At 62.4% G+C, this 23,841-nt stretch carries 15 protein-coding genes and 4 pseudogenes (1 of these 19 running past the window's edge); 10 read left to right on the top strand and 9 right to left on the bottom strand.

What is annotated here, in order from left to right; all coding sequences use genetic code 11:
• Positions 1-674, bottom strand: partial view of an IS5 family transposase gene (locus Atro_RS07205; RefSeq protein WP_497924510.1) — the 5' portion only. 85 nt of this gene lie to the left of the window's left edge; only the first 674 of its 759 coding nucleotides appear in the window; its start codon is at positions 672-674; its stop codon lies off the left edge, out of view.
• Between the two features lie 480 nt (positions 675-1,154).
• Between Atro_RS07205 and Atro_RS07210 the strand changes: the two genes are divergently transcribed.
• Positions 1,155-1,349 (top strand): hypothetical protein, encoded by a 195-nt coding sequence (locus tag Atro_RS07210; RefSeq protein ID WP_497927038.1) that lies wholly within the window; start codon positions 1,155-1,157, stop codon positions 1,347-1,349.
• Between the two features lie 160 nt (positions 1,350-1,509).
• Here the strand turns inward: Atro_RS07210 and Atro_RS07215 are convergent.
• The 3 genes and pseudogenes from Atro_RS07215 to Atro_RS07225 form a co-directional block, all read right to left on the bottom strand.
• Positions 1,510-1,937, bottom strand: a pseudogene (locus Atro_RS07215) (transposase domain-containing protein); the annotation flags it as partial.
• A gap of 314 nt (positions 1,938-2,251) precedes the next feature.
• Positions 2,252-3,037: pseudogene (locus Atro_RS07220) on the bottom strand (IS5 family transposase).
• A 313-nt stretch (positions 3,038-3,350) separates the two neighbouring features.
• Positions 3,351-4,565, bottom strand: coding sequence for an argininosuccinate synthase (locus Atro_RS07225; protein WP_497927039.1), 1,215 nt, complete (start codon positions 4,563-4,565; stop codon positions 3,351-3,353).
• A 156-nt stretch (positions 4,566-4,721) separates the two neighbouring features.
• Here Atro_RS07225 and pyrC point away from each other — a divergent pair, with 156 nt between their 5' ends.
• The 4 genes from pyrC to bfr all read left to right on the top strand — a co-directional run bounded on the left by pyrC (position 4,722) and on the right by bfr (position 7,816).
• Entirely contained in the window at positions 4,722-5,768 is a 1,047-nt protein-coding gene (gene pyrC, locus Atro_RS07230) for a dihydroorotase (RefSeq protein ID WP_497927040.1), read from the top strand.
• A 62-nt stretch (positions 5,769-5,830) separates the two neighbouring features.
• Complete coding sequence (gene rnt, locus Atro_RS07235; protein WP_497927631.1) at positions 5,831-6,439, top strand: ribonuclease T; 609 nt, start codon at positions 5,831-5,833, stop codon at positions 6,437-6,439.
• 491 nt (positions 6,440-6,930) lie between these two features.
• A complete protein-coding gene (locus Atro_RS07240; protein WP_497927041.1) occupies positions 6,931-7,152 on the top strand; it encodes a bacterioferritin-associated ferredoxin in 222 nt (73 codons plus the stop codon).
• A gap of 193 nt (positions 7,153-7,345) precedes the next feature.
• Positions 7,346-7,816 (top strand): bacterioferritin, encoded by a 471-nt coding sequence (gene bfr / locus Atro_RS07245; RefSeq protein WP_497927042.1) that lies wholly within the window; start codon positions 7,346-7,348, stop codon positions 7,814-7,816.
• Positions 7,817-8,178: 362 nt separating this feature from the next.
• Here bfr and grxD read toward each other — a convergent pair whose 3' ends face one another.
• Positions 8,179-8,505 (bottom strand): Grx4 family monothiol glutaredoxin, encoded by a 327-nt coding sequence (gene grxD, locus Atro_RS07250; protein WP_497927043.1) that lies wholly within the window; start codon positions 8,503-8,505, stop codon positions 8,179-8,181.
• A gap of 304 nt (positions 8,506-8,809) precedes the next feature.
• Between grxD and argF the strand changes: the two genes are divergently transcribed.
• Together argF and Atro_RS07260 are read left to right on the top strand one after the other, a co-directional pair.
• Entirely contained in the window at positions 8,810-9,730 is a 921-nt protein-coding gene (gene argF / locus Atro_RS07255; protein ID WP_497927044.1) for an ornithine carbamoyltransferase, read from the top strand.
• The gene (locus Atro_RS07260; RefSeq protein ID WP_497927045.1) at positions 9,727-10,836 is read left to right on the top strand and encodes an ABC transporter ATP-binding protein; all 1,110 of its coding nucleotides are present in this window, start codon (positions 9,727-9,729) and stop codon (positions 10,834-10,836) included. The genes argF and Atro_RS07260 overlap by 4 nt, the downstream gene beginning before the upstream one ends.
• Before the next feature lie 26 nt (positions 10,837-10,862).
• On the opposite strand, the pseudogene ybaK reads toward Atro_RS07260, so the two are convergent.
• Positions 10,863-11,329, bottom strand: a pseudogene (gene ybaK / locus Atro_RS07265) (Cys-tRNA(Pro) deacylase).
• A gap of 47 nt (positions 11,330-11,376) precedes the next feature.
• Between ybaK and glpD the strand changes: the two are divergent.
• Positions 11,377-12,987, top strand: coding sequence for a glycerol-3-phosphate dehydrogenase (gene glpD, locus Atro_RS07270; RefSeq protein WP_497927046.1), 1,611 nt, complete (start codon positions 11,377-11,379; stop codon positions 12,985-12,987).
• Here glpD and Atro_RS07275 read toward each other — a convergent pair.
• Positions 12,911-13,900 carry an alpha/beta fold hydrolase gene (locus Atro_RS07275; protein WP_497927047.1) on the bottom strand — a complete coding sequence of 330 codons (990 nt, stop codon included), beginning with the start codon at positions 13,898-13,900 and terminating at the stop codon, positions 12,911-12,913. The two genes, glpD and Atro_RS07275, sit on opposite strands and share 77 nt — an antisense overlap.
• A 133-nt stretch (positions 13,901-14,033) precedes the next feature.
• Positions 14,034-16,325, bottom strand: coding sequence for a 5-methyltetrahydropteroyltriglutamate--homocysteine S-methyltransferase (metE, locus tag Atro_RS07280; protein WP_497927048.1), 2,292 nt, complete (start codon positions 16,323-16,325; stop codon positions 14,034-14,036).
• A gap of 107 nt (positions 16,326-16,432) precedes the next feature.
• On the opposite strand from metE, the gene metR reads away from it, so the two are divergent.
• Positions 16,433-17,359 (top strand): transcriptional regulator MetR, encoded by a 927-nt coding sequence (gene metR, locus Atro_RS07285; RefSeq protein WP_497927049.1) that lies wholly within the window; start codon positions 16,433-16,435, stop codon positions 17,357-17,359.
• A gap of 137 nt (positions 17,360-17,496) precedes the next feature.
• Positions 17,497-20,589, top strand: coding sequence for a transglycosylase domain-containing protein (locus tag Atro_RS07290; protein ID WP_497927050.1), 3,093 nt, complete (start codon positions 17,497-17,499; stop codon positions 20,587-20,589).
• A 63-nt stretch (positions 20,590-20,652) separates the two neighbouring features.
• Here the strand turns inward: Atro_RS07290 and putA are convergent.
• Positions 20,653-23,819: pseudogene (putA, locus tag Atro_RS07295) on the bottom strand (bifunctional proline dehydrogenase/L-glutamate gamma-semialdehyde dehydrogenase PutA).
• Positions 23,820-23,841 lie beyond the last annotated feature (22 nt).

Consider the following 23,841-nt stretch of genomic DNA (forward strand, 5'->3'; position numbering starts at 1 on the left):
CGGTAGTGCTTCAGCTTGCCGAACAGGCACTCGATCACGTGCCGCTCCTTGTAGAGATGCCAGTCGCAGGAGCGTTGCTCGATGCGGTTCCGCCTGGCGGGAATGACGGCCTGGATCTGGCGCTCCTTCAGCCAGGCCAGAAGCGGGTTGGCGTCATAGCCCTTGTCGGCCAGCAGTGCCGACGTGGCGATCCCCGCCATGAGTGGGATCGCCTGGCTGATATCGGCCGCTTGGCCTTCCGTCAGGATGAAGCGAATCGGTAACCCCAGCGCATCGGTCAACACATGGATTTTGCTGCTGAAGCCTCCTCGCGAACGCCCCAGTGCCTCCTGGGCCGCAGTACTGCTGGCCGCCCCGGCTGCACAGGCATGGGCACGCACGACGGAGCTGTCGATGCAGACGTGCTGAAGGTCGGCGTCCCGAGCCAGTACCGAGTGAAGCCGGTCCCAGATGCCGAGCCGGCACCAGCGGGTGAAGCGTTTGAAAACGCTGTTCCAGGAGCCGAGGCAACGAGGCAGCATCCGCCATTGAGCGCCGCTGCGTAGTATCCAGAGCACCGCCTCGACAAAGCGGCGACAGCCGAGAGTGCGGGTCAGCCGGATCCCCTTCGTGGCGCTCAGCAGACTTTGGATACGGGACCCGTCGGTATCGCTCAGACGGCTTCTGTCAGTCATGGCAAAAGCCCAGTTTTAGCACTGGGCTTGCGTCAACAGAACCTAGCCAAACCAGACCAAATCCAAGAAGATTTGGTCATGAAGCGATGCCCCTCTCATGTGAAGGTATCAGGCATTACCAGCCATCCGATAGCCGTCTGAAGTGTCGCGCCCGTGGCCAGCGTTTCAGTTAGACGTCGGCCAGGGATTCGGTGCGATTGCCATCGGCTACCAAGCGCCGCTTGCTGGAGTTGTTCGTACTTGGCGTGTTGTCGTATCGGCAGCGCTTTCGTAGGGATGCCAGCACCTCAGCTCGGGAGAGCTTTATCACCAGCAGAGAGCCTGCTGTGCGCAGGCCGAGCAGCTTCGCAAGCCATTCGCGGGGGCTATTGAATACGACGAAACCACCTTTGGCCGAGCCAGAAAGAGCAAGCAGGGCCAGGGCGCCGCCGGCAAGGTGATCGCGGCCGGACTGGTCAAACGTAACGCCAGGTCAAGGCCATGCCGATCCCGGCGCACGACCGGCTGTCGATCATACGCGCGATCGAAGCGCACACCCGCGAGGGCACTCTGTACTACACGGACGAATGGCAGGCCTATGCCACGCTGAAGCTGCGTGGCAAGCATGTGATGATCCGCAAGGAGAAGGGACGGCCGGTCGGGCGCGATCACATCAACGGTATTGAGAGCTCCTAGAGCCACACCAAGAACTGGCTGTATCCGCACCATGGTGTGCCCTGGCAATATTTTCATCTGTACTTGGCAGGGGTTTGCTACCGTTACAACCACCGGACTGAAGACCTTAACCCCTTGCTTTTCAAACTGTTAAAGCAGACTCCGAGCCAGGAGATCAGACCTACTTTGGTCCGAAAAGGCTAAAAATTACCCAAAGTTGTCGATAGCAAAGGGGCTCAACCTCGACGGACAGAATGTTGCCGATGGTCTCCAGGAGTCGGCGGTGGTTGAACCAGCCCACCCAAGCCAGCGTGGCCAGCTCCATTGCCTCGCGATTTTTCCACAACCGCCGGCAGATCACTCCGGCCTTGTACAGGCCATTGATGGTTTGGGCCAGGGCATTGTTATAGGAGTCGTCCAGGCTGCCTATCGCCCCCGCGATAGCTGTAATGAATGAGTCCGTTCTGACTGACGGAGCAGCGGGTGTACAACACTTACCCCAACGCACCGAGGACGAAGCCTGTCCGGGTCGGATACCCGCCAGCCGACGATCCACCGGACAAATACGGCGATAACGTAGGGCACGTAGATGAAGCCCCGCCAAGGGGAGAATAGGCGAGATACCGCCGGCGAATTGCCAAGAGCCGTTGCGCGAGAGACTCCAGCAGGCGCGCGGTGTCGAGCTTCGCTATTTGCCGCCGTATATCCGGACTACACCCCAATCAAGCAGGTGCTCGCGAAGCTGAAGGCACTGCCGCACAGAGCCGCCGCCCGCACGGTCGACTCCCCGTGGTCAGCCATCGGCACCTTGCTAGGGCGATTTCCACCCACCGAATGTGAACGTTATATCTGTCATTGCAGTTATGGTTGGTCCGGATAAAAAAGGCTTTAATAGCACTACAGTTGCATATTTAGAGCCGCTATCAAAACCTCGCTAATTGTCTGATGCAAATTACGCAACACCCCAGACATAACAAGGCCAGATGAATATCCAGCCGCCGTTCGAAGCGCGTTCGTAGCTTGCCCATGGCCGCCAGCCAGGCGTGGGTCCGCTCGACGACCCAGCGGTGCCGACCGAGCCGTTCCTTGCTCTCGATACCTTTGCGCGCAATGCGGGACTTGATGCCCCGTTGGCGCAGGTGCTCGCGACAGCGTCGGCAGTCGTAAGCCTTATCAGCATGCAGCTTGGTCGGCCGCGCTTGCCCCGGATGGCAGGCAGGGCATCGACCAGTGACTCGAACACGATGGAGTCATGGCGGTTGGCTCCGGTGACACACAGCGCCAGCGGAGTACCGCTCCTGTCAGGGATCAGGTGGCGTTTGCTGCCGAGTTTGCCTCGATCTGTCGGGTTAGGGCCTGTTTCCGACCCCCCGGGGGCTGGCGACGCAGGCACCATCAATACTGGCTCGGCTCAGGTCGAGCTTGTCCGCCTGTCGCAGCTCGTTCAGCAGCCATTGATGCAACTGCTGCCAGACGCCAGCCTCCTGCCAGTCCCGCAACCTGCGCCAGCAGGTCATGCCACTGCCACAGCCCATCTCCTGGGGCAGGTCTTCCCAGGGAATGCCCGTGCTCAGTACGAACACGATGCCGTTGAGAGCGCGCCGATCATCTAACCGTGGCCGCCCGCCCTTGGGAGATCGTTTCACTGCAGGCAGCAGTGGCTGGATGCGCGACCAGAGCTCTTCGCTGATTTGAATTCGATGCTTCATGCCCGGATTGTCTCACTCCGGGCCGGAGCTAAGGATGGTTTTGTTAGCCGCTCTTAGCTGGCGCCTGAGCCGATAGCATCCCTTTGCTTGAGAGAGACTGGATAACCGGTGCATCCATCGAGGCAGCACAGACGCTGTGGACCTCATTCCTGCAGGAGATCAAGGCCCGTATAAGTCCGCTCTTCCACCCGACAACGCGTTACCGCCCCCGACCTGAAAGGAAGCGTGACTCGGCAGGCGAAGGCGCTCACGCCCCACGCCTGTGCGAGCGGAGCAAGCCCCGCCCACAAGAGCTCGCTCACCTCTGGCCAACTCAGGTATTGCGCCCTTTGTTGGCAGCAATGCGCATACGCAACGCATTAAGCTTGATGAAACCCGCAGCGTCAGCCTGGTTGTAAGCACCACCATCTTCTTCAAAGGTCGCAATATTGGCGTCGAAAAGCGAGTCATCAGACTTGCGGCCAACCACAATAACATTACCTTTATATAGCTTCAGGCGAACTATGCCGTTCACATAAACCTGAGAAGCGTCGATCATCTGTTGCAACATCAGACGCTCCGGACTCCACCAATAGCCGTTGTAGATAAGACTGGCGTACTTGGGCATTAGCTCGTCTTTTAGATGAGCTACTTCGCGATCGAGAGTAATCGACTCGATGGCGCGATGAGCCTTAAGCATGATGGTGCCACCAGGAGTTTCGTAGCAGCCACGCGACTTCATGCCAACATAGCGATTCTCGACGATATCTAGACGACCAATACCATTTTCGCCACCAATCTGATTCAGCTTGGTTAGCACCGCAGCCGGAGCCATTTCTACATCATCGATAGCGACAATGTCTCCCTTATAGTAAGTCAACTCAATATAAGTTGGAATTTCTGGAGCAGCCTCAGGAGACCTGGTCCAACGCCACATGTCTTCTTCGTGCTCGGCCCAAGTATCCTCTAGCACACCACCTTCATAGGAAATGTGTAGCAGGTTGGCATCCATAGAATACGGCGACTTCTTCTTGCCGTGGCGCTCAATCGGAATCCCGTGCTTTTCGGCGTAATCCATCAACTTTTCACGGGACAACAGATCCCACTCACGCCAGGGGGCGATAACTTTTACGCCCGGCTTCAGCGCGTAAGCACCTAACTCAAAGCGCACCTGATCATTGCCCTTACCGGTAGCACCATGAGAGATAGCGTCAGCACCAGTGGCATTAGCGATCTCGATCAGACGCTTGGCAATCAGCGGACGAGCGATGGATGTTCCAAGCAGATACTCGCCTTCGTAGATAGTGTTAGCACGGAACATAGGAAAAACGAAGTCACGCACAAACTCCTCGCGCAGGTCGTCAATAAAAATTTCCTTGACGCCTAGCTTCTGTGCCTTGGCTCGCGCCGGTTCGACTTCTTCGCCTTGCCCCAGGTCAGCAGTAAAGGTTACCACTTCGCAATTGTAGGTATCCTGCAACCACTTAAGGATCACAGAGGTATCCAGGCCACCGGAATATGCCAGAACAACCTTTTTCACGTCCGCCATGCCATCAGCTCCACGGGGTTTACGAAAAGGTATTGATTGTAGCGGCGATACCCAACCTTTTACAGAGCCACGACCTCTTCAGCCGCAATCAGCAAGATGCTGCCTGGAGCCTTTTCCGGTAGGATGCACAACAGCCTCAACTCTTTGGAAGCTTCGATGCCCGATCGACTGACACTGCTGCGCCCCGACGACTGGCATATCCATCTTCGCGACGGTGCAGCCCTGATACGAACCGTGTCTGATGCAGCACGCGCTTTTGGTCGTGCCATCGTCATGCCCAATCTGATTCCACCCGTTCGCACTGCATCCGAAGCAGATAGCTATCGGCAGCGAATCCTGGCTGCGCGCCCTGCAACCAGTCGCTTCGAGCCATTGATGACCCTCTACCTCACGGACAAGACCACCGCGGAAGACATCCGAAAGGCCAAGGCGTGTGGCTTTGTGCATGCAGCCAAACTATACCCTGCAGGAGCTACGACTAACTCGGACGCTGGAGTCACCAGCATCGACAATATCTTTGCAGTGCTGGAAACAATGACCGAGGCAGGACTGCCGCTACTGGTGCACGGCGAGGTGACTCACAGCGAAATCGACGTATTTGACCGTGAAAAGCGTTTCATCGATGAAAATTTGATCCGCATAGTCGAGCGCTTTCCCAACCTTAAAGTGGTGTTCGAACACATTACCACTCTTGATGCCGTACAGTTTGTGGAGGCCAATAGCGATAATGTCGGCGCCACTATTACTGCTCATCACCTCTTGTATAACCGCAACCATATGCTGGCTGGCGGCATTCGTCCGCACTTTTATTGCTTGCCGATTCTCAAGCGCCGTACACACCAAGAGGCCCTGCTGAATGCAGCCACTAGCGGCAATCCGAAATTCTTCCTTGGCACCGACTCAGCGCCTCATGCCCGCCTCGCCAAGGAGACTTCCTGCGGTTGCGCTGGCTGTTATACAGCCTACGCAGCCATTGAGCTGTATGCTGAAGCCTTCGCACAGCAAAACGCTTTGGACCGTCTAGAAGCCTTTGCCAGTCACCATGGCGCTGACTTTTATGATATGCCCCGAAATACAGATCACATTACACTAATCCGCGAAGAGTGGACGGCACCGGCCAGCTTGACGCTTGGCGAACACACCTTGGTTCCGCTGCGCGCAGGAGAGAAATTGCGCTGGCGTCTGCTGGAGGAAAATACGTGACGGAAAAACGCTTCGACGAACTCCTCGAATCCTCTGGCACCATCATTGCGTCACGCCACCCTATGGCGTACCGCTTTCGCGGCTACCTGCCGGTCGTTGTGGATGTCGAAACAGGCGGCTTCAATAGCACTACTGATGCCTTGCTGGAAATCGCAGCCATTACTATTGGTATGGACGAGCAGGGTTTCCTATTTCCCGAACACAGCCACTTCTTTCGAATTGAGCCCTTTGAGGGCGCCAATATTGAAGCAGCCGCTTTGGAGTTCACTGGCATCAAACTGGACCATCCTTTGCGCATGGCAGTCAGCGAAGATCATGCACTGCAGGAAATCTTTCGCGGCGTACGCAAGGCGGTGAAATCTCACGGATGCAAGCGCGCCATTTTGGTAGGCCATAACAGCAGCTTCGATCTAGCCTTCCTTAATGCCGCTGTGGCCCGCTGTGATATCAAACGCAACCCTTTCCACCCCTTCTCCAGCTTTGATACGGCCACCCTGGCCGGTCTTGCCTACGGTCAGACTGTGCTTGCCAAGGCCTGCCAGAGTGCAGGTATAGAATTTGATGGCCGAGAGGCCCATTCAGCGCGCTACGATACAGAAAAAACCGCAGAGTTGTTCTGTGGAATCGTCAATCGCTGGAAAGAAATGGGCGGCTGGGTAGATTTAGCCTGAGCAAATAAAGCTATCGCCTCCGCGATTATAAGAACTTAATTCTTTTGCCCAGCAGCCAAGCTGATGACACTTCACCACGGAAGCTCGGATGAGACATAAGTACCCTGGAGGCAAGCAGCCCCCCCTTCCCGAGTTAGCTGAATAGAACGAGAAGTCCCCTATTGTCCACCCGAGCGCTGCCTCTGGTAGATCTCTCCATAAGCAGCGCCCGGATGCCCCCAACCACATCGAAGCCTTAGCTCCTAAGTGTTCGCTCGCCCAGTGGCCAAAGGCATATAAAATTCAAAGGGTGAGCCAATCGCGCAATGCCCCATGACCTGATTTCAACCGCGCACATCACAAGGCCTCAAGAGACAAAAGCCCCCCTGAAAGAAGGCTCCATTAGACCTAAAGAGCCTAGGCCGACCAGCGGCCAGCCAAACCTTTGACAATCATTCTCATTAAGATTAGGATCCAAATATCACGTCATTACTTGCCGAACAGAGGCGCCTATGTACGTATGTCTTTGCCAAGGTATAACCGATGGTCAAATCCGCAATGCCATCCAAGGCGGCTGCTGCTCTTATCGTGATGTGCGCATTGCTCTTGGCGTCGGCACTCAGTGTGGCAAGTGCGCCTGTGTAGCCAAGCAGATCGCGCGTGAAACTCTTGGTGAAGAAGCACAAAATACCCAGGATGCAACCTTCTGCCCGGCAGTACTGGCGGCCTCTTGATATCTGATGGAAACCGGCCATTACAGAATCCGGTTTCCTGTATTACACCTGCCTTAATCCTAGCCTGTCGACCTTTGAGCAAACAGTCGCACTAGAGACTTATTCTCTCTTAGACTTAATCACTTAGCTTTTGACATATCCAACTCAAAAGACCAAACTGCCTTATCAACATCCCAATTCAAAAGGAATGGATATGAAAGGCGATAAGATAGTCATCCAACACCTCAACAAGATCCTCGGCAATGAGTTGGTCGCGATCAATCAGTATTTTCTGCATGCTCGCATGTATGAGGACTGGGGATTAGAGAAGCTCGGCAAGCATGAATATCACGAGTCCATTGATGAGATGAAGCATGCCGATAAGCTGATCAAGCGAATTTTGTTTCTCGAAGGCCTGCCTAATCTGCAGGAGCTGGGCAAACTTCTGATCGGCGAACACACCAAGGAAATGCTCGAGTGCGATCTGAAACTCGAGCAAGCAGGATTACCCGACCTGAAAGCCGCCATTGCCTACTGCGAAAGCGTTGGAGACTATGCCAGCCGCGAACTACTGGAGGATATTCTCGAATCCGAAGAGGAACACATCGACTGGCTGGAAACCCAGCTAGATTTGATTGATAAAATTGGGCTGGAAAACTATCTGCAGTCCCAGATGGACGAGTGAACAAGGCTGTAACTGCTACACGACAGCTACCGTCGCTCTACCAATCAACACGCGCCCCGAGCCGCTCGGGGCGTCTACTTTTATAGACAAACCTTGTTAAAGGCCAGAAGAGAACAGTAAGAGCAAACCTCAAGCCCGCCCACATCTACTGCACGTCGACCGCACGGTGCAAATACGAAGGCTTAGTAAATTGCCATCTAAAATTAGGATAAGTAAACAAAACGTCCCACCTAATTTTGATTCGAATATTTACTAACAAAAAACGCCCCCATCTTTCGATAGAAGCGTTTTTCAAGTCTTCTTTGCAAGGATCCGACTTTCAATCCATTGACTGTACTAGAAAGCTTTAGCCCTCCGCTGCGTCAAACGTCCGCCTTATCGGCTGCTCCCTTTACGATCTGCTGCAACTCCCCTTTCTCGAACAACTCGAGAATAATGTCGCTACCACCGATCAACTCGCCTTTAACCCACAATTGCGGAAAGGTCGGCCAGTTAGCGTACTTGGGAAGATTGGCGCGAATTTCCGGATTCTGCAGGATGTCGACATAAGCAAAACGCTCGCCGCAGGCCATCAGTGCTTGTGCGGCCCGAGCGGAGAAGCCGCACTGCGGCGCATTCGGCGAGCCTTTCATATACAGCAATACATCGTTGCTGGCGATCTGCTCTTTGATGGTTTCGATGATATCCATTGGGGTCACCTCGGCTGGGCTTTCCGACGAAGTCGGCACGATTGGCGGCATTGTAACGGAAAACCGAGCTCTGCGCTCAGCCTTCCCGAAGCTTTCTTGGATCCAAGCCCTGCCTATCAAAACAAAGGCATGGACTTTGCTTTAATCTTTCGAGAGGGCCGTTTGCGCGATTTTACCTTTTCCCTATAAGATCGCCGTTTTCCCGTTTTCGCCACCCCTTGAGTGGCCGCTGCAGGCACAGTTATTTCTGGTGGATATCCACGCCTAACCTGCAGCTCGTACTGATATAAGAAAGGAACCGATGATGAGCGCAAGGCACTTTCTCTCACTGATGGACTGCACGCCCCAGGAGCTGGCTAACCTGATTCGTCGCGGCATTGAGCTGAAGGATCTGCGCAACAGTGGCGCTCTGTTCGAGCCCTTGAAAAACCGCGTGCTGGGCATGATTTTCGAAAAGGCTTCGACCCGCACTCGGCTGTCCTTTGAAGCAGGGATGATTCAGCTCGGTGGCCAGGCCATTTTCCTCTCGCCCCGGGACAGCCAGCTGAATCGCGGCGAGCCCATCAGCGACACAGCTATCGTCATGTCACGCATGCTCGATGCCGTGATGATCCGCACGTTTGCCCACAGTACGCTGACGACTTTCGCCGAGAATTCCCAGGTACCCATCATCAATGGCCTGTCCGACGACCTGCATCCCTGTCAGGTGCTGGCCGACATGCAGACCTTTTTCGAGCACAGAGGCTCGATCCAAGGCAAAACCGTCGCCTGGATCGGCGACGGTAACAATATGTGCAACACTTATATCGAAGCTGCCCGGCAATTCGATTTCCAGCTCAGGATCGCCTGTCCGCAGGGTTTCGAACCCAAACCAGAATTTATCGCCATTGCCCCAGAGCGCGTGCACATCGTCCGCGATCCGCACGAAGCGGTTGTCGGCGCCCATCTGGTCAGCACCGACGTGTGGACTTCTATGGGCCAGGAAACGGAAGCCGAAGACCGGCTGGCGCTCTTCAAGCCCTACCAAGTGAGCGGCGAGTTGCTTGACCTCGCAGCCGGCGATGTCCTGTTTATGCATTGCCTGCCAGCCCATCGCGGCGAGGAGATCAGCCTCGACCTGCTCGACGACCCGCGCTCGGTAGTCTGGGACCAAGCGGAAAACCGCCTACACGCGCAGAAAGCGCTGCTGGAGTTTCTCATCGAGCCGGCCTACCACCACGCATGACCCATGCCCTCCTGCTCAACCTGCGCAATCTCGTCTGTGGTTACCAAGGCCACAAGGTTGTCCAGCAAATCAACCTGCACCTCAATGCCGGCGATATCGGTTGCCTGCTCGGTCCCTCCGGTTGCGGCAAGACTACCACCCTACGCGCCATCGCCGGTTTTGAACCGGTGCAGGAAGGCGAGATCCAGCTCGCCGGCGAGGTGATCTCTCGCGCCGGTTTCACCCTGGCACCGGAAAGACGTCGCATCGGCATGGTATTTCAGGACTATGCGCTATTCCCGCACCTCACTGTGGCGGAGAATGTCGCTTTCGGCATCCGTAAGCATCCGCAACGTGAGCGCATCACCGCCGAGCTGCTGGGGCTGGTCAAGCTCGCCCCTCTGGCACAGCGCTACCCCCACGAGCTTTCCGGCGGACAGCAGCAGCGGGTGGCGCTTGCCCGCGCCCTGGCACCGGAGCCGCAACTACTGCTGCTCGACGAGCCCTTCTCCAACCTGGATGTGGAGCTGCGTCGCAAGCTCAGCCACGAGGTGCGCGATATCCTCAAAGCGCGCGGCACCAGTGCGGTACTGGTGACCCACGACCAAGAGGAAGCCTTCGCGGTCAGCGACCACGTCGGAGTATTCAGGAATGGCTACCTGGAACAGTGGGACACCCCTTACAACCTCTACCACGAACCACTTACCCCCTTCGTCGCCAGTTTCGTCGGCCAGGGCTATTTCATCCGCGGCCAGTTGCTGACCCCGGAGACGGTGCAGACCGAGCTCGGCCTGATCCAGGGCAACCGTGCCTACACCTGCCCGACCGGCAGCTCCGTGGAGGTTTTGCTGCGCCCGGATGACATCGTTTACACCCCCTACAGCGAGCTGAAGGCCACTATCACCGGCAAAACCTTCCTCGGCGCCTCGACCCTCTATCGCCTGCAGCTGCCCACCGGCAGCCCGCTGGAGGCCATCTTTCCCAGCCATATCGACCATCTACCCGGCGAGCAGGTGGGCATCAGCGTGGCAGCCGAGCATCTGGTGATCTTCCCCTCCCAAAGCGACGACACCCTTCAACCCGATCTGGCCAGCTCCGGGGTACGTCGCTACAGCGAGACGAACTGATCGCTAACCAAATGAATGGCAGCAGGTCAGCGTCCGATAGCCGCAAAACTCGCCCGGGAGTGCTCGGCCAACACCTCTGCTGCCAGCTCCACTTCCAGTCCGCGGCGGCCGGCACTGACGAAGACGCTCGGGAAAGCCCGGGCCGATTCGTCTATAAAGGTGCGCAGTCGTTTCTTCTGCCCCAACGGGCTGATCCCCCCACCAGATAGCCGGTGCTGCGCTGGGCGACCCCGGCATCGGCCATATCGACCTTCTTGACTCCAGCAGCGGCGGCCAGGGCCTTCAGATCCAGAGTGCCGGCAACCGGCACCACCGCCACCAGTAGCTCGCCCTTGTCGGTCGCGGCCAGCAGCGTCTTGTAGACTCGCTCAGGCGGCAAACCCAGCTTTTCAGCCGCCTCCAGGCCGTAGGAGGCAGATTTGGGGTCATGGACGTAACTGTGTATGCGGAACTCGGCACGGGCTTTTTTCAGCAGATCGATGGCGGGAGTCATGTTCAAAAGTGGAAAATGGGGGTCATTGAACCGTTACCTTAGCCGAAATGGACAATAACTCCCCAGCCTCTTCCACCACATCCGATGTCCCGCTCTACGATCTGGCCGTGGTCGGCGGCGGCATCAACGGCGTCGGCATCGCTGCCGATGCCGCCGGGCGCGGCCTGCGTGTCCTGCTGTGCGAGCAGCACGACCTGGCCGCACACACCTCCTCGGCCAGCAGCAAGCTGATTCACGGCGGCCTGCGCTATCTCGAACAGGGCGAGTTCCGCCTGGTGCGCGAGGCGCTAGCCGAACGTGAAGTACTGCTGGCCAAGGCACCGCATATCGTTCGACCGATGCGTTTCGTCCTTCCCCTCCGCCCTCAGTTGCGCCCGGCCTGGCTGATCCGTGCCGGCCTGTTCCTCTACGACCGCCTGAGCGGTCATGGGCAGTTGCCTGCCTCTCAGGCGGTCCGCTTCACGGCGGATAGTCCGCTCAAGCCGGAAATCCGCCGCGGCTTCGAATACGCCGACTGCCAGGTGGACGACGCCCGCTTGGTGATGCTCAACGCCATGGCCGCCCGGGAAAGAGGTGCAACCGTCTGCCCCCGGACCCGCTGCCTCTCCGCGCAACGCCGTCAAGGCCTCTGGCAGATCGAGCTGCAACGGGCCGATGGCCAGCGCTACAGTGTGCGCGCCCGAGCGCTGGTGAACGCCACCGGTCCCTGGGTGACCCGCTTCATCGAGGACGCCCTGCATCAGCATCCGCCTCATCGCATCCGCCTGGTCCAAGGCAGCCACCTGATCGCCCCCAAACTCTACGAGGGCGACGAAGCCTACATTCTGCAGAACGAGGATCGGCGCATCGTTTTCGTCATCCCTTATTTGCAGCGTTATAGCCTGATCGGCACCACCGACCGGGAATTCGCCGGCGACCCGACGCAGGCCACCATCAGCGAAACAGAGATCGACTACCTGCTGCGGGTGGTCAATGCCCACTTCAAGCGGCCACTGCAACGCAGCGACATCCGTCATACCTTCTCCGGCGTACGCCCCCTGCTCGACGACGAATCGCCCGACCCGGCCGCCATCACCCGCGACTACAGCCTCAGCCTCTCCACCGAGCAGGGGCAGGCTGCGCTGCTGTCGGTGTTCGGCGGCAAGCTGACGACCTACCGCCGGCTCGCCGAGGCGGCGCTGGAGAAGCTCGCACCGTTCCTGCCGCCGATGGGGCCGAGCTGGACCGCCGGCACGGCGCTGCCCGGCGGCGAAGAGCTGGACGATCCGGATGTTCTGGCCGGCAACCTGCTGCAGGAGTTCACCTGGCTTCCCGACGGACTTGCCCAGCGCTGGGCCCATACCTACGGCAGCCGCACCTATCGCCTCCTCGAAGGCGCCAGCCAGCCCGCCCATCTCGGCGAACACCTGGGCGGCGGACTGTACGGCCGGGAAGTGGACTACCTGTGCCGCGAGGAGTGGGCCGAGCAGGCCGACGACATCCTCTGGCGCCGCACCAAACTCGGTCTGCTGCTGCCACCGGCCGCACAGCGACGGCTCGCCGAGTATCTGAGCGAACGGCCGGCCATCAGGCAGTCCACGACTATAGCCGGGCCAGAGAGCTCTCCCGACGCAGGCTGCGCAGATACGGCAGCACCGCCGCCAGCAGCGGCTCCTTGAAGGACTCCTGGAAACGGTGGGCCAGCCCGGGGATCAGCCGCAACTCGCTGCCCCGGACATGCGCGGCGACATGCACGCCATGCATCGCCGGCAGCAGCGGATCGGCGGTCCCGTGTACCACTAGGGTCGGCAGGCGGAGGCGCTCGAGCAGCTCGACACGACTGGGCTCGGCGAGCAGAGCGAGGATCTGCCGCTTGGTGCCCTCCGGATTGAAGGCGCGGTCGTAAGCCGCTGCCGCCTGTCGCCGGAGCTGGTCGCGGTCTACATCGACCCGTGGGCTACCGAGCGCAGCGAGCAGCTCGACCTGATGCTCGATCGCCATTTCGCGGCTGTCCGCCCCACGTTGCGCCAGCAGTTTCAGCAGCGCCTCGCTGGGGCCCGGCAGGCCCAGCGCGCCGGAGCTGGTCATCACCAACGTCAGGCTTTGCACCCGCTCCGGAGCCAGATCGGCCATGTGCTGGGCAATCATGCCCCCCATGCTGACGCCCAGCACATGAAAACGCGACACCTGCAACCGGTCCATCAGCGCCAGCGTGTCGCGAGCCATATCACGCAGGGCATAAGGGGCGGATACCGGCAGCCCGAGCCGGTAACGCAGCAGTCCGTAGGTCAGGCTGGCCTGCGGCACCTCCCCTGCCCAGGTGGAAAGACCCACGTCGCGGTTGTCGAAACGAACCACCCGAAAGCCCTGCCGGCACAGGCGGAGCACTACCTCGTCGGGCCAGTCGATCAGTTGGCCGCCGAGGCCCATGATCAGCAGCAGCGTCGGGTCGGACTCGCGGCCGATGCTCTGGTAGGCCAGCCGCACCGCGCCGACATCGGCTATGGCCGCCGGCGCCTGCAGATCGCAGCGGGATGCCGCCAGACTTGGCAGGCCGCACAGCAGAACCGCCAGAAAGACGAATATACGCATCGCAAACACCCGAAAAACAGAACTCCATTCGAGCAGAAGTGTGCGGATGTTCGTTCAAGCGCGTTACCACAAAACCATGACAATTTGATGAAGCCTGCCAGACGGTAGGCTGCTGGATCGGCCCCCGGTCCGCTCAGACGCTGCGCTCGGATGCCTGGCCGCCAGACACGCGCAGCGCCTGCGCTGCCGCTACCATGTTGGCCAGTGCCGCCTCGGTTTCCTCCCAACCGCGCGTCTTCAAACCACAGTCCGGGTTCACCCACAGGCGCTCTGCGGGGATGCGCTCGGCAGCCTGGCGCAGCAGCGCGAGCATCTCCTCCGGGCTCGGCACCCGCGGCGAATGAATGTCGTAGACTCCCGGGCCGATCTCGCTGGGATAGGCGAACGCCTCGAAGGCGGCGAGCAGCTCCATCTGCGAGCGCGAAGCCTCGATGGAAAGGACGTCGGCATCCAGGGCCGCGATGGCTTCGATCAGGTCGTTGAACTCGCTGTAGCACATGTGGGTATGGATCTGCGTCTCGTCGCGCACCCCCGCGCTGCACAGGCGGAAAGCCCGTACCGCCCAGTCCAGGTAATGCCCGCGCTCGGCCTGGCGCAGCGGCAGGCCCTCGCGGAAGGCCGCTTCGTCGATTTGCACGATGCGAATGCCGGCGGCCTCCAGGTCATGTACCTCGTCGCGGATCGCCAGGGCCAGCTGCAATGCCTGCTGCTCGCCTGACAGATCCTCGCGCGGAAAGGACCACATCAGCATGGTCACGGGACCGGTGAGCATGCCCTTCATCGGCTTGTCGGTGAGGCCTTGGGCATAGTGGCTCCACTCCACCGTCATCGGCCGCAGCCGCTGGATGTCGCCGACGATCAGCGCCGGCTTGACGCAACGCGAGCCGTAGCTCTGCACCCAACCGAAACGGGTGAAGGCATAGCCGTCCAGCTGCTCGGCAAAGTATTCGACCATATCGTTGCGCTCAGCCTCGCCATGCACCAACACATCCAGCCCGAGGCGCTCCTGCACCTCGACCGCCCGACGGATCTGCTCGCGCATTGCCGTGCGATAGCCGGTCTCGTCCAGCTCTCCGCGCCGAAAGGCCTGGCGCGCCTGGCGGATGTCCGCGGTCTGCGGAAAGGAGCCGATGGTGGTGGTGGGGAACGGCGGCAGGCCGAGCCGCGCGCGCTGCTTGCCGATGCGCGCGCTGAACGCTGTCGGGCGCCGCCAGTCGCGCTCACCGATGCCCTGCAGACGGGCCTGCACGGCCGGCTTGTGGATGCGCGGCGACTGCCGGCGCGTCGCCAAGGCGTCCCGGCTCTCGGCCAGCGCCGCCTGCACCTCGAGCGCTCCGACCTCCTCGACGGCCCGCGCCAGGACGGCCACCTCCTCGCACTTCTGCACGGCGAAGGACAACCAGCCCTTCAGTTCCTCATCGAACTCGCTTTCCTGGGCCAGATCCATCGGGCTGTGCAGCAGCGAGCAGGACGGGGCCACCCACAGCCGCTCGGCGAAACGCCCGGCAGCCGACTGCAGCGGCTCCAGGGCCTGCTCCAGATCGCAACGCCAGACGTTGCGGCCGTTGACCACGCCGAGGGACAGCACCTTGTAAGGCGGCAGGCGGTCGAGAACCCCGGCCAGCTGCTGCGGGGCTCGGACCAGGTCGATGTGCAGGCCGTCGACCGGCAGGCTCGTCGCCAGAGCGAGGTTGTCGTCCAGCGCACCGAAATAGGTCGCCAGCAGTTTCCTCAGCGGTGCCTGCTGGAGCAGGTGATAGGCACGCTCGAAGGCACTCTTCCAGGCCTGCGGCAAATCCAGCACCAAGATCGGCTCGTCGATCTGCACCCATTCCACCCCCAGCGCGGCGAGTCGGCCGAGGATCTCCCCGTAGACCGGCAGGAGACGCTCGAGCAGCTCCAGCCGGTCGAATGAGCCATCCCGCACCTTGCCCAGCCAGAGATAGGTCAGCGGACCGATCAGCACCGGCTTGACCCGGCGGCCCCACTGCCGGGCCTCGGCCACTTCCTCGAACAGCTGCTCCCAGCTCAGGCGGAACTGCTGGTCGGCACTGAACTCGGGGACCAGATAGTGATAGTTGGTATCGAACCACTTGGTCATCTCCAGCGCCTGAGTGCCGCTGCCGCGCGCCATGGCGAACAGGGTATCCAGGCCGACCCGGCCGTCGGCCGGCCGAAAGCGCTTGGGTACGGCGCCGACCATCAGCGAATGGGCGAGCACCTGGTCGTACCAGGCGAAGTCGCCGACCGGCAACAGCTCGATGCCGGCATCCTGCTGCATCTGCCAGTGGGCGGCGCGCAGCGAGCGACCGACCGCCCGTAGGCCGTTTTCGTCCAGCCGGCCCTGCCAGTAGGCTTCGAGGGCCTGTTTCAATTCGCGATTGCGGCCGATGCGGGGGAATCCGAGGGTATGAGCCAGAGCCATGTGCCGTTCTCCATGTCAGTGAAGGCGGCATTGTCGACAAGGCGGCGAGCATGAGACAAACTCAGCTTATTCTTGATTAACTTTATAAAATTTCATGCGAGGTCCCTATGCTCGAACTGCGCCACCTGCGCACCTTGCACGCCCTGCGCGAAGCCGACAGCCTGGTGGAAGCCGCCGAGCGCCTGCACCTGACCCAGTCGGCACTGTCCCACCAATTCAAGGAGCTGGAGGATCGCCTAGGCCTGCAGCTCTTCGTGCGCAAGACCAAGCCGCTGCGTTTCACCAGCGCCGGGCTGCGCCTGCTGCAGCTGGCCGATGCCCTGCTGCCTCAACTGCGCAGCGCCGAGCGCGACCTCGCGCGCCTGGCCGGCGGCACCGCCGGCCGCCTGCACATGGCCATCGAGTGCCACAGCTGCTTCCAGTGGCTGATGCCGACCATCGATCAGTTCCGCGATGCCTGGCCGGAAGTCGAACTGGATCTTGCCTCCGGTTTCCCCTTTGCCCCCCTGCCGGCCCTGACCCGTGGCGATCTCGACCTGGTGGTGACCTCCGACCCACAGGAGATGCCCGGTATCGCCTACGTGCCGCTGTTCACCTACGAGGCGCTGCTCGCCGTGGCCAACCAGCACCCACTGGCCGCCAGGCCATACATCCGACCTGCTGATCTGGCCGGGGAAGTATTGATCCACTACCCTGTGGAGCGTGATCGTCTGGACATCTTCACGCGCTTTCTCGACCCGGCCGATGTCGAGCCGGCCGGCGTGCGCACCGCCGAACTGACGGTGATGATGCTGCAGCTGGTGGCCTCCGGACGCGGGGTCTGCTGCCTGCCGAACTGGGCGCTGCACGAATACAGCTCGCGCGGCTATGTCACCGCCCGGCGGCTCGGCGAGAAGGGCCTGTACGCCACGCTGCATGCGGCGATCCGCGCCGACATGCTGGATGCTCCTTTCATGCGCGACTTCCTGCTGACCGCCAAGGACACCTCCTTCGCTACCCTGGAGGGGGTCAGCGCGGCCCAGAAAGACCGCTGAACGACGGCCGTCCCCCGACAAAGCGAGACGAAGCACAAAAGGCCGGTAAAAGAGGCTCCCCGGGGCCTGCGGGCAACGGCTAAGCTAATCATCTGACGGACAAGCAGACAGGCGGGAACCGCCAGGTACAGGTCGATATGGGTGTAATTTGGCAGAGAGACGAACAACGATCCGCGCTTCCCGAGCACGACCTGCCGACCTCCGCTCCCCCTCCGCCACGCCGACTGCGCTGGCGCTTACTGTTCTGGCTGCTGGTGCTGGCCGCCGCCGCTGTGCTCGGCATGCTGCTCTATTCCGAAATGCAGACCTCGCGCCTGCAGGCCCGGGAGTTCAGCCGCTACGCCGCCACCCTCAGCTACTCGGTGGGTGATGGCCCGAGTCCGGCGATCCACTTTCCCGAAAACGGCCCCTACGACCGTCGCCTGGGCTACGCATCGCTGCCCGAATGGCTGCCGCGTCTCGAACAGCGGGGCTTCGAGATCACCCGCCAGGCGCGCTTCTCCCAGCCGCTGCTGGACTACAGCCGCCGCCGCCTGTTCCCGCCCTATGCGGAAAAACCCCAGGCCGGGCTGACCATCAGCGACTGCCGCGGCGTGCCGCTCTACAGCTACCGCCTGCCGAAGGAGTACTACGCCGCTTACGCCGGCATTCCGCCGCTGGTCGTGCACAGCCTGCTGTTCATCGAGAACCGCCATCTGCTCGACCCCACGCAGCCACTGGCCAACCCCGCGGTGGACTGGCCGCGCTTCGCCAAGGCCGCACTTTCGCAGGTCCGCGAGCTGTTCGGCTTCTCCGGCCAATCGGCTGGCGGCAGTACCCTGGCCACACAGATCGAGAAATACCGACACTCCCCCGACGGGCAGACCGACTCGGCCATGGAAAAACTGCGGCAGATGTTCTCCGCCAGCGTGCGCGCCTACCAGGACGGCCCGCAGACGATGGAGGCACGCAAGAACGTGGTGCGCGACTATCTGAACAGCGTGCCGCTCGCCGCCGCGCCCGGCTACGGCGAGGTGCACGGCCTGGCCGACGGCCTGCGGGTCTGGTACGGCGCCGACTTCGCCCAGGTCAACCGGCTGCTCGCCTCGGAGGACGCCAGCCCCGCCGAACGCGGCCTGGCGCTGCGCCAGGTGCTCTCGCTGTTGATCGCCCAGCGGCGGCCCTCCCACTACCTGATCGGCGGACGCGAAGAACTGGCTGCCCTCACCGACAGCCACATCCGCCTGCTGCGCAACGGCGGGCTGATCGATGCCAGCCTGGCCGAAGCCGCTCTGGGCCAGCGCCCCGTGTTCCGCGACTGGATGCAGGAGCCTGCGGTCCAGCCCATCGAGACCACCAAAGGCATCAGCGTCGCCCGCAGTCGTCTGGCCACTCTGCTGCAGCGCTCGCTGTACGACCTCGACCGCTTCGACCTGTCCGCCAGCACGCCCCTGCAGGGCGAACTGCAGGACGCCGTCACCCAGTATCTGAGCCAACTGGCCGATCCAGCCTTCGCCGAACGCGTCGGCCTGTTCGGCGAACGCCTGCTGTCGCCGGAGAAAACCGCCGAGGTGCGCTACAGCTTCACGCTGTTCGAGCGCAGCGGCGACAGCTTCCTGGTGCGGGTGCAGACCGACAGCACCGCGCAGCCCTTCGACATCAACGAGGGCAGCAAGCTGGAGCTGGGCTCGACCGCCAAGCTGCGGGTGCTGACCACCTACCTGGAGATCATCGCCGAGCTGCACGCACGCTTCGCCGGGCAGGACCGGGCGACGCTGCAGGCGGCGGCGAAACAGGTGGAGCCGCTGGACTTCCTGACCCAGTGGGCGCTCGAGTGGCTGACGATGAATCCGAGCGGCAGCCTGCCGGCCATGCTGGATGCCGCCCTCGAGCGGCGCTATTCGGCAAGCCCCGGCGAGAGCTTCTTCACCGGCGGCGGCCTGCACACCTTCGCCAACTTCCGCAAGGAGGACAACGGTCGCCGGCCGACCATGCGCGAAGCACTGCGCGAATCGATCAACCTGCCGTTCGTACGCCTGTTGCGCGACATCGTCCGCTACACCATCTACCAGTCGCCGAACAACAGCGTCGCCCTGCTCAAGGACGACCAGGATCCGCGCCGCCTGGAGTACCTGACCCGCTTCGCCGACCGCGAGGGCACGGTGTACCTGCGCCGCTTCTGGAACAAGTACCGCGGCAAGAGCAGCGACGAGCGCCTTGCCACCTTCCTGGAGGGCCTGCGCGTGACCCCGGTGCGGCTCGCCGCGGTGCACCGCTACCTGCTGCCGCAGAGCGACCGCGCCACCTTCGACGCCTTCCTGCGCGCTCAGCTACCGAACGACCGCACCCTCACCGAGAAGCGCCTCGACAGCCTCTACCGCACCTACGGTCCCGGTGCCTTCAGCCTGCCCGACCAAGGCTACATCGCCCGCGTCCACCCCTTGGATCTGTGGCTGCTGGGCTACCTGATCCAGCATCCGGCGGCCAGCTACCAGGAGGTGGTGGAGGCCAGCCGCGACGAGCGCCAGGAAGTCTACAGCTGGCTGTTCAAGAGCCGGCACCGCAGCGCCCGGGACAGCCGCATCCGCACCATGGTGGAGGTGGAGGCCTTCCTCGACATCCATCAGCGCTGGCAGCGGCTCGGCTACCCCTTCCCCCATCTGGTGCCCTCGCTGGCCACCGCCTTGGGCAGCTCGGGCGATCGTCCGGCGGCGCTCGCCGAGTTGATCGGCATCATCCTCAACGATGGCGTGCGCCTGCCGGTGGTGCGCATCGACAGCATGGAGTTCGCCGTTGACACGCCCTACGAGACCCGCCTCGGCCTCGCCCCGGACCGCGCCCGCCGGGTACTTGCCCCGGAGATCGCCGCGGCCCTGCGCGGCGCCCTCGCCCAGGTGGTGGAGAACGGCACCGCACGGCGCCTGCACGGCAGCTTCCTGCAAGCCGACGGCACGACGCTGACCGTCGGCGGCAAGACCGGCACCGGCGACAACCGTATCCAGCGAGTCGCCCGTGGCGGCTACGTGGTCAGCTCGCAGGCGCTGAACCGCACCGCCACCTTCGTCTTCTACCTCGGCCCGAACCACTTCGGCACCCTCACCGCCTACGTCCCCGGTCGCGCTGCGGAGAAGTTCCGCTTCACCTCGGCGCTGCCGGTGCAGGTGCTCAAGGGCATGGCGCCAATCCTCCAGCCCTACCTGCAGGGGCAGAACAGCCTCTGCCAGGCGGCTCCGGCGACTGTGCGAAACTAGCGGAAAGCTGTCTCGCTCCCCAGCGCCGGCCGGGGAGCGCAGGCGATCACGGAAAGTGCACGCTCACTCCCCGTCGGTCAGCGACAGCAGCGAGGCATTGCCGCCCACCGCGGCGGTGTTCACCGCGGTGGAGCGTTCGTGGACGAAACGCAGCAGGTAGTTCGGCCCACCGGCCTTCGGCCCGGTGCCTGACAGGCCGCAGCCGCCGAAGGGCTGCACGCCGACCACCGCGCCGATCTGGTTGCGGTTGATGTAAAGATTGCCGACCCGGGTCAGCGCCTCGATGCGTCGGGCAGTCGCCTCGTTGCGGCTGTGCACGCCGAGGGTCAGGCCGTAGCCACTGGCATTGATCGCCGCGACCACCTGATCGAGCTCCTCCGCGGCATAACGCACCACATGCAGGATGGGGCCGAAATGCTCCTTCTTGAGTTCGCCGATACCGCCGATCTCGAATGCCACCGGGGCGAGGAAATGACCGTTCAGACCGGTGGGCAGGCTTGCCTCGGCAAGCAGGCGTCCCTCCTCCTTGAGCGTATCGACGTGCTCCAGTAGCGCCTGGCGGGCCTGCGCATCGATCAACGGCCCGACATCGCTGTCGCGGCGCTGCGGCAGGCCGACCCGCAGCTCGGCCATCGCGCCCCGGAGCAGGCCGAGCACCGGCCCGGCGATCTCGTTTTGCAGGTACAGCACGCGCAGTGCCGAGCAGCGCTGCCCGGCGCTGGTGAAGGCCGAATGCAGAGCGTCCTTGACCACCTGCTCGGGCAGCGCGGTGGAGTCGACGATCATCACGTTCTGCCCGCCGGTCTCGGCGATCAGCGTGACCAGCGGCCCATCGCGCCAGGCCAGGCGGCGGTTGATCAGCCGTGCGGTCTCGGTGGAGCCGGTGAAGCAGACGCCGGCCAGGTGCGGATCGGCGCAGCAGGCGGCACCCAAGGCGGGGCCGTCGCCGGGCAGGAAGGCGATCGCTTCCTTGGGCAGGCCGGCGGCGAACAGCAGCTCCAGAGCACGCGCGGCGATCAGGCTGGTCTGCTCGGCCGGCTTGGCCAGCACGCAGTTGCCGGCGACCAGCGCGGCGGCGATCTGTCCCAGGTAGATCGCCAGGGGAAATTCCACGGACTGATGCAGACGAACAGGCCGCGTCCCTCGTAGAAGAGTTCGTTGCGCTCGCCGGTCGGCCCGCGCAGCTCCGTGCGCCCCAGGCTCAGGCGTGCCTGGCGGGCGTAGTAGCGGCAGAAATCCACCGCCTCGCGCACCTCGTCGAGACTGTCCTGGAGGGTCTTGCCGGCTTCCAGAATACACAGCGCCACCAACTCGGTGCGGTGCTCCTCAAGCAGCTCGGCGAGCCGCTCGAGAATCGTGGCACGCTGCTCCACCAGCGTGGCGTTCCAGCGCGGCCAGGCGGCGGCGAGCCGCTCCATGGCCGTGCCGACCAGCTCGGCGCCGGCGAACCATACGGTGCCGACCACCCGGTCGAGATCCTGGGGGCAACGCACCTCGCTCACCTCGCCGGCGAGGACCTGACCGTCGACCAGCGGCGCCGCCTGCCAGCGATGCTCCAGCTGCACCCGCAGGGCCCGCTCGAACGGCTCCCACTGGCTGCGCACGTTCAGGTTGATGCCTCGCGAATTCTTCCGCTCCGCGCCATGGATATCCGCCGGCAGCGGAATGCGCGGATTGGCCAGGCTGCTGCAGCGGCGCAGCAGCTCCACCGGATGCTCGATCAGCGTCTCCACCGGAATCCGCGGGTCGACCAGCCGGTGCACGAACGAGGAGTTGGCGCCGTTCTCCAGCAGGCGGCGGACCAGATAGGGCAGCAGTTCGCGGTACTCCCCCACCGGCGCGTAGATGCGCACCTTGGCCTGTTGCCGCTCGAGGAGGCAGTCGTACAGCGCATCGCCCATGCCGTGCAGGCGCTGGAACTCGAAGTCGCGCGGCGGGCGCGCCTCGCCGGCCATGGCCAGGATGCTGGCGACGGTATGCGCATTATGGGTGGCGAACTGCGGATAGAGCACTCCGCGGGTCTGGTCGCTGAGCAGATAGCGGGCGCAGGCCAGGTACGAGGTGTCGGTGCCCTCCTTGCGGGTGAATACCGGGTAGCCGTCCAGTCCCTGCATCTGGCACTGCTTGATCTCGCTGTCCCAGTAGGCGCCCTTGACCAGGCGCACCGGGATGCGTGTGTCCAGCTCGCGGCCGAGCAGGGTCAGCCAGACCAGCACCGGCAGTGCCCGCTTGGAGTAAGCCTGCACGACCAGGCCGAACTCGCCCCAGCCGCGGATCGTCGGGTCGCAAAGCAGCTTCTCGAACAACTCGAGGGACAATTCCAGACGGTCGGCCTCTTCGGCATCGATGGTGATGCCGACATTCACCGAACGGGCCAGCTCGGCCAGTTCGCGCACGTTGGCGAACAGCTCGACGAGCACCCGCTGGCGCTGGGCCGCCTCGTAGCGCGGGTGCAGCGCCGAGAGCTTGATGGAGATCGACGGCCGTGGCCCGCTCCCGACCTGCGGTTCGCGCCCGAGGGCCTCGATGGCCAGGCGGTAGTCGGTCAGGAAGCGCTCGGCGGCCCCCTCGGTCAGGGCTGCCTCGCCGAGCATGTCGAAGGAGTGGCCGTAGCCCCGCTCGCGGGCCCGGCGCGCGTTGCGCAACGCCTCGGCGATGTTGCGACCGAGGACGAACTGGTTGCCCATCAGCTTCATCGCATGGCTCAGCGCAGCGCGGATCACCGGCTCGCCGGAGCGCTGCAGCAGCCGGCCGATCACCTTCTTCGGCCGCCCGTCGGCGCTTTCCGGACTGACCAGCCGGCCGGTCATCAGCAAACCCCAGGCGGCGAAATTGACCAGCAGGTTGTCGCTGTGGCCGAGGTGCTGCGCCCACTGCGCCGCGCTCAGCTTGTCGCGGATCAGCGCCTCGGCGGTAGCCGGGTCGGGTACCCGCAGCAGCGCCTCGGCCAGGCACATGAGCATCAGTCCCTCTTGGGTGTCCAGGCTGTACTCGCGCAGCAGGGCATCCAGGGTGTCTTCGGCATTGCCGCGGCGGCGCACCGCCTCGATCAAGGTACGGGCGCTCTCGCGGATGGCGGCGATGCCGGCCTCGCCGGGATCGGCCAGCGGCAGCAGCTCATTCAGCCAGGCCGCCTCGTCGACACAGTAGTTGGCGCTGATGAGCGGAAAGAACTCCCCGGCGCTGGTGTCGAGCACATTAGCCTGCAGAACCCGACTGGCTTTGAACATCACCCACCTCCTTTTGCCTGAG

It is taken from the genome of Azotobacter tropicalis (genome assembly GCF_059739045.1).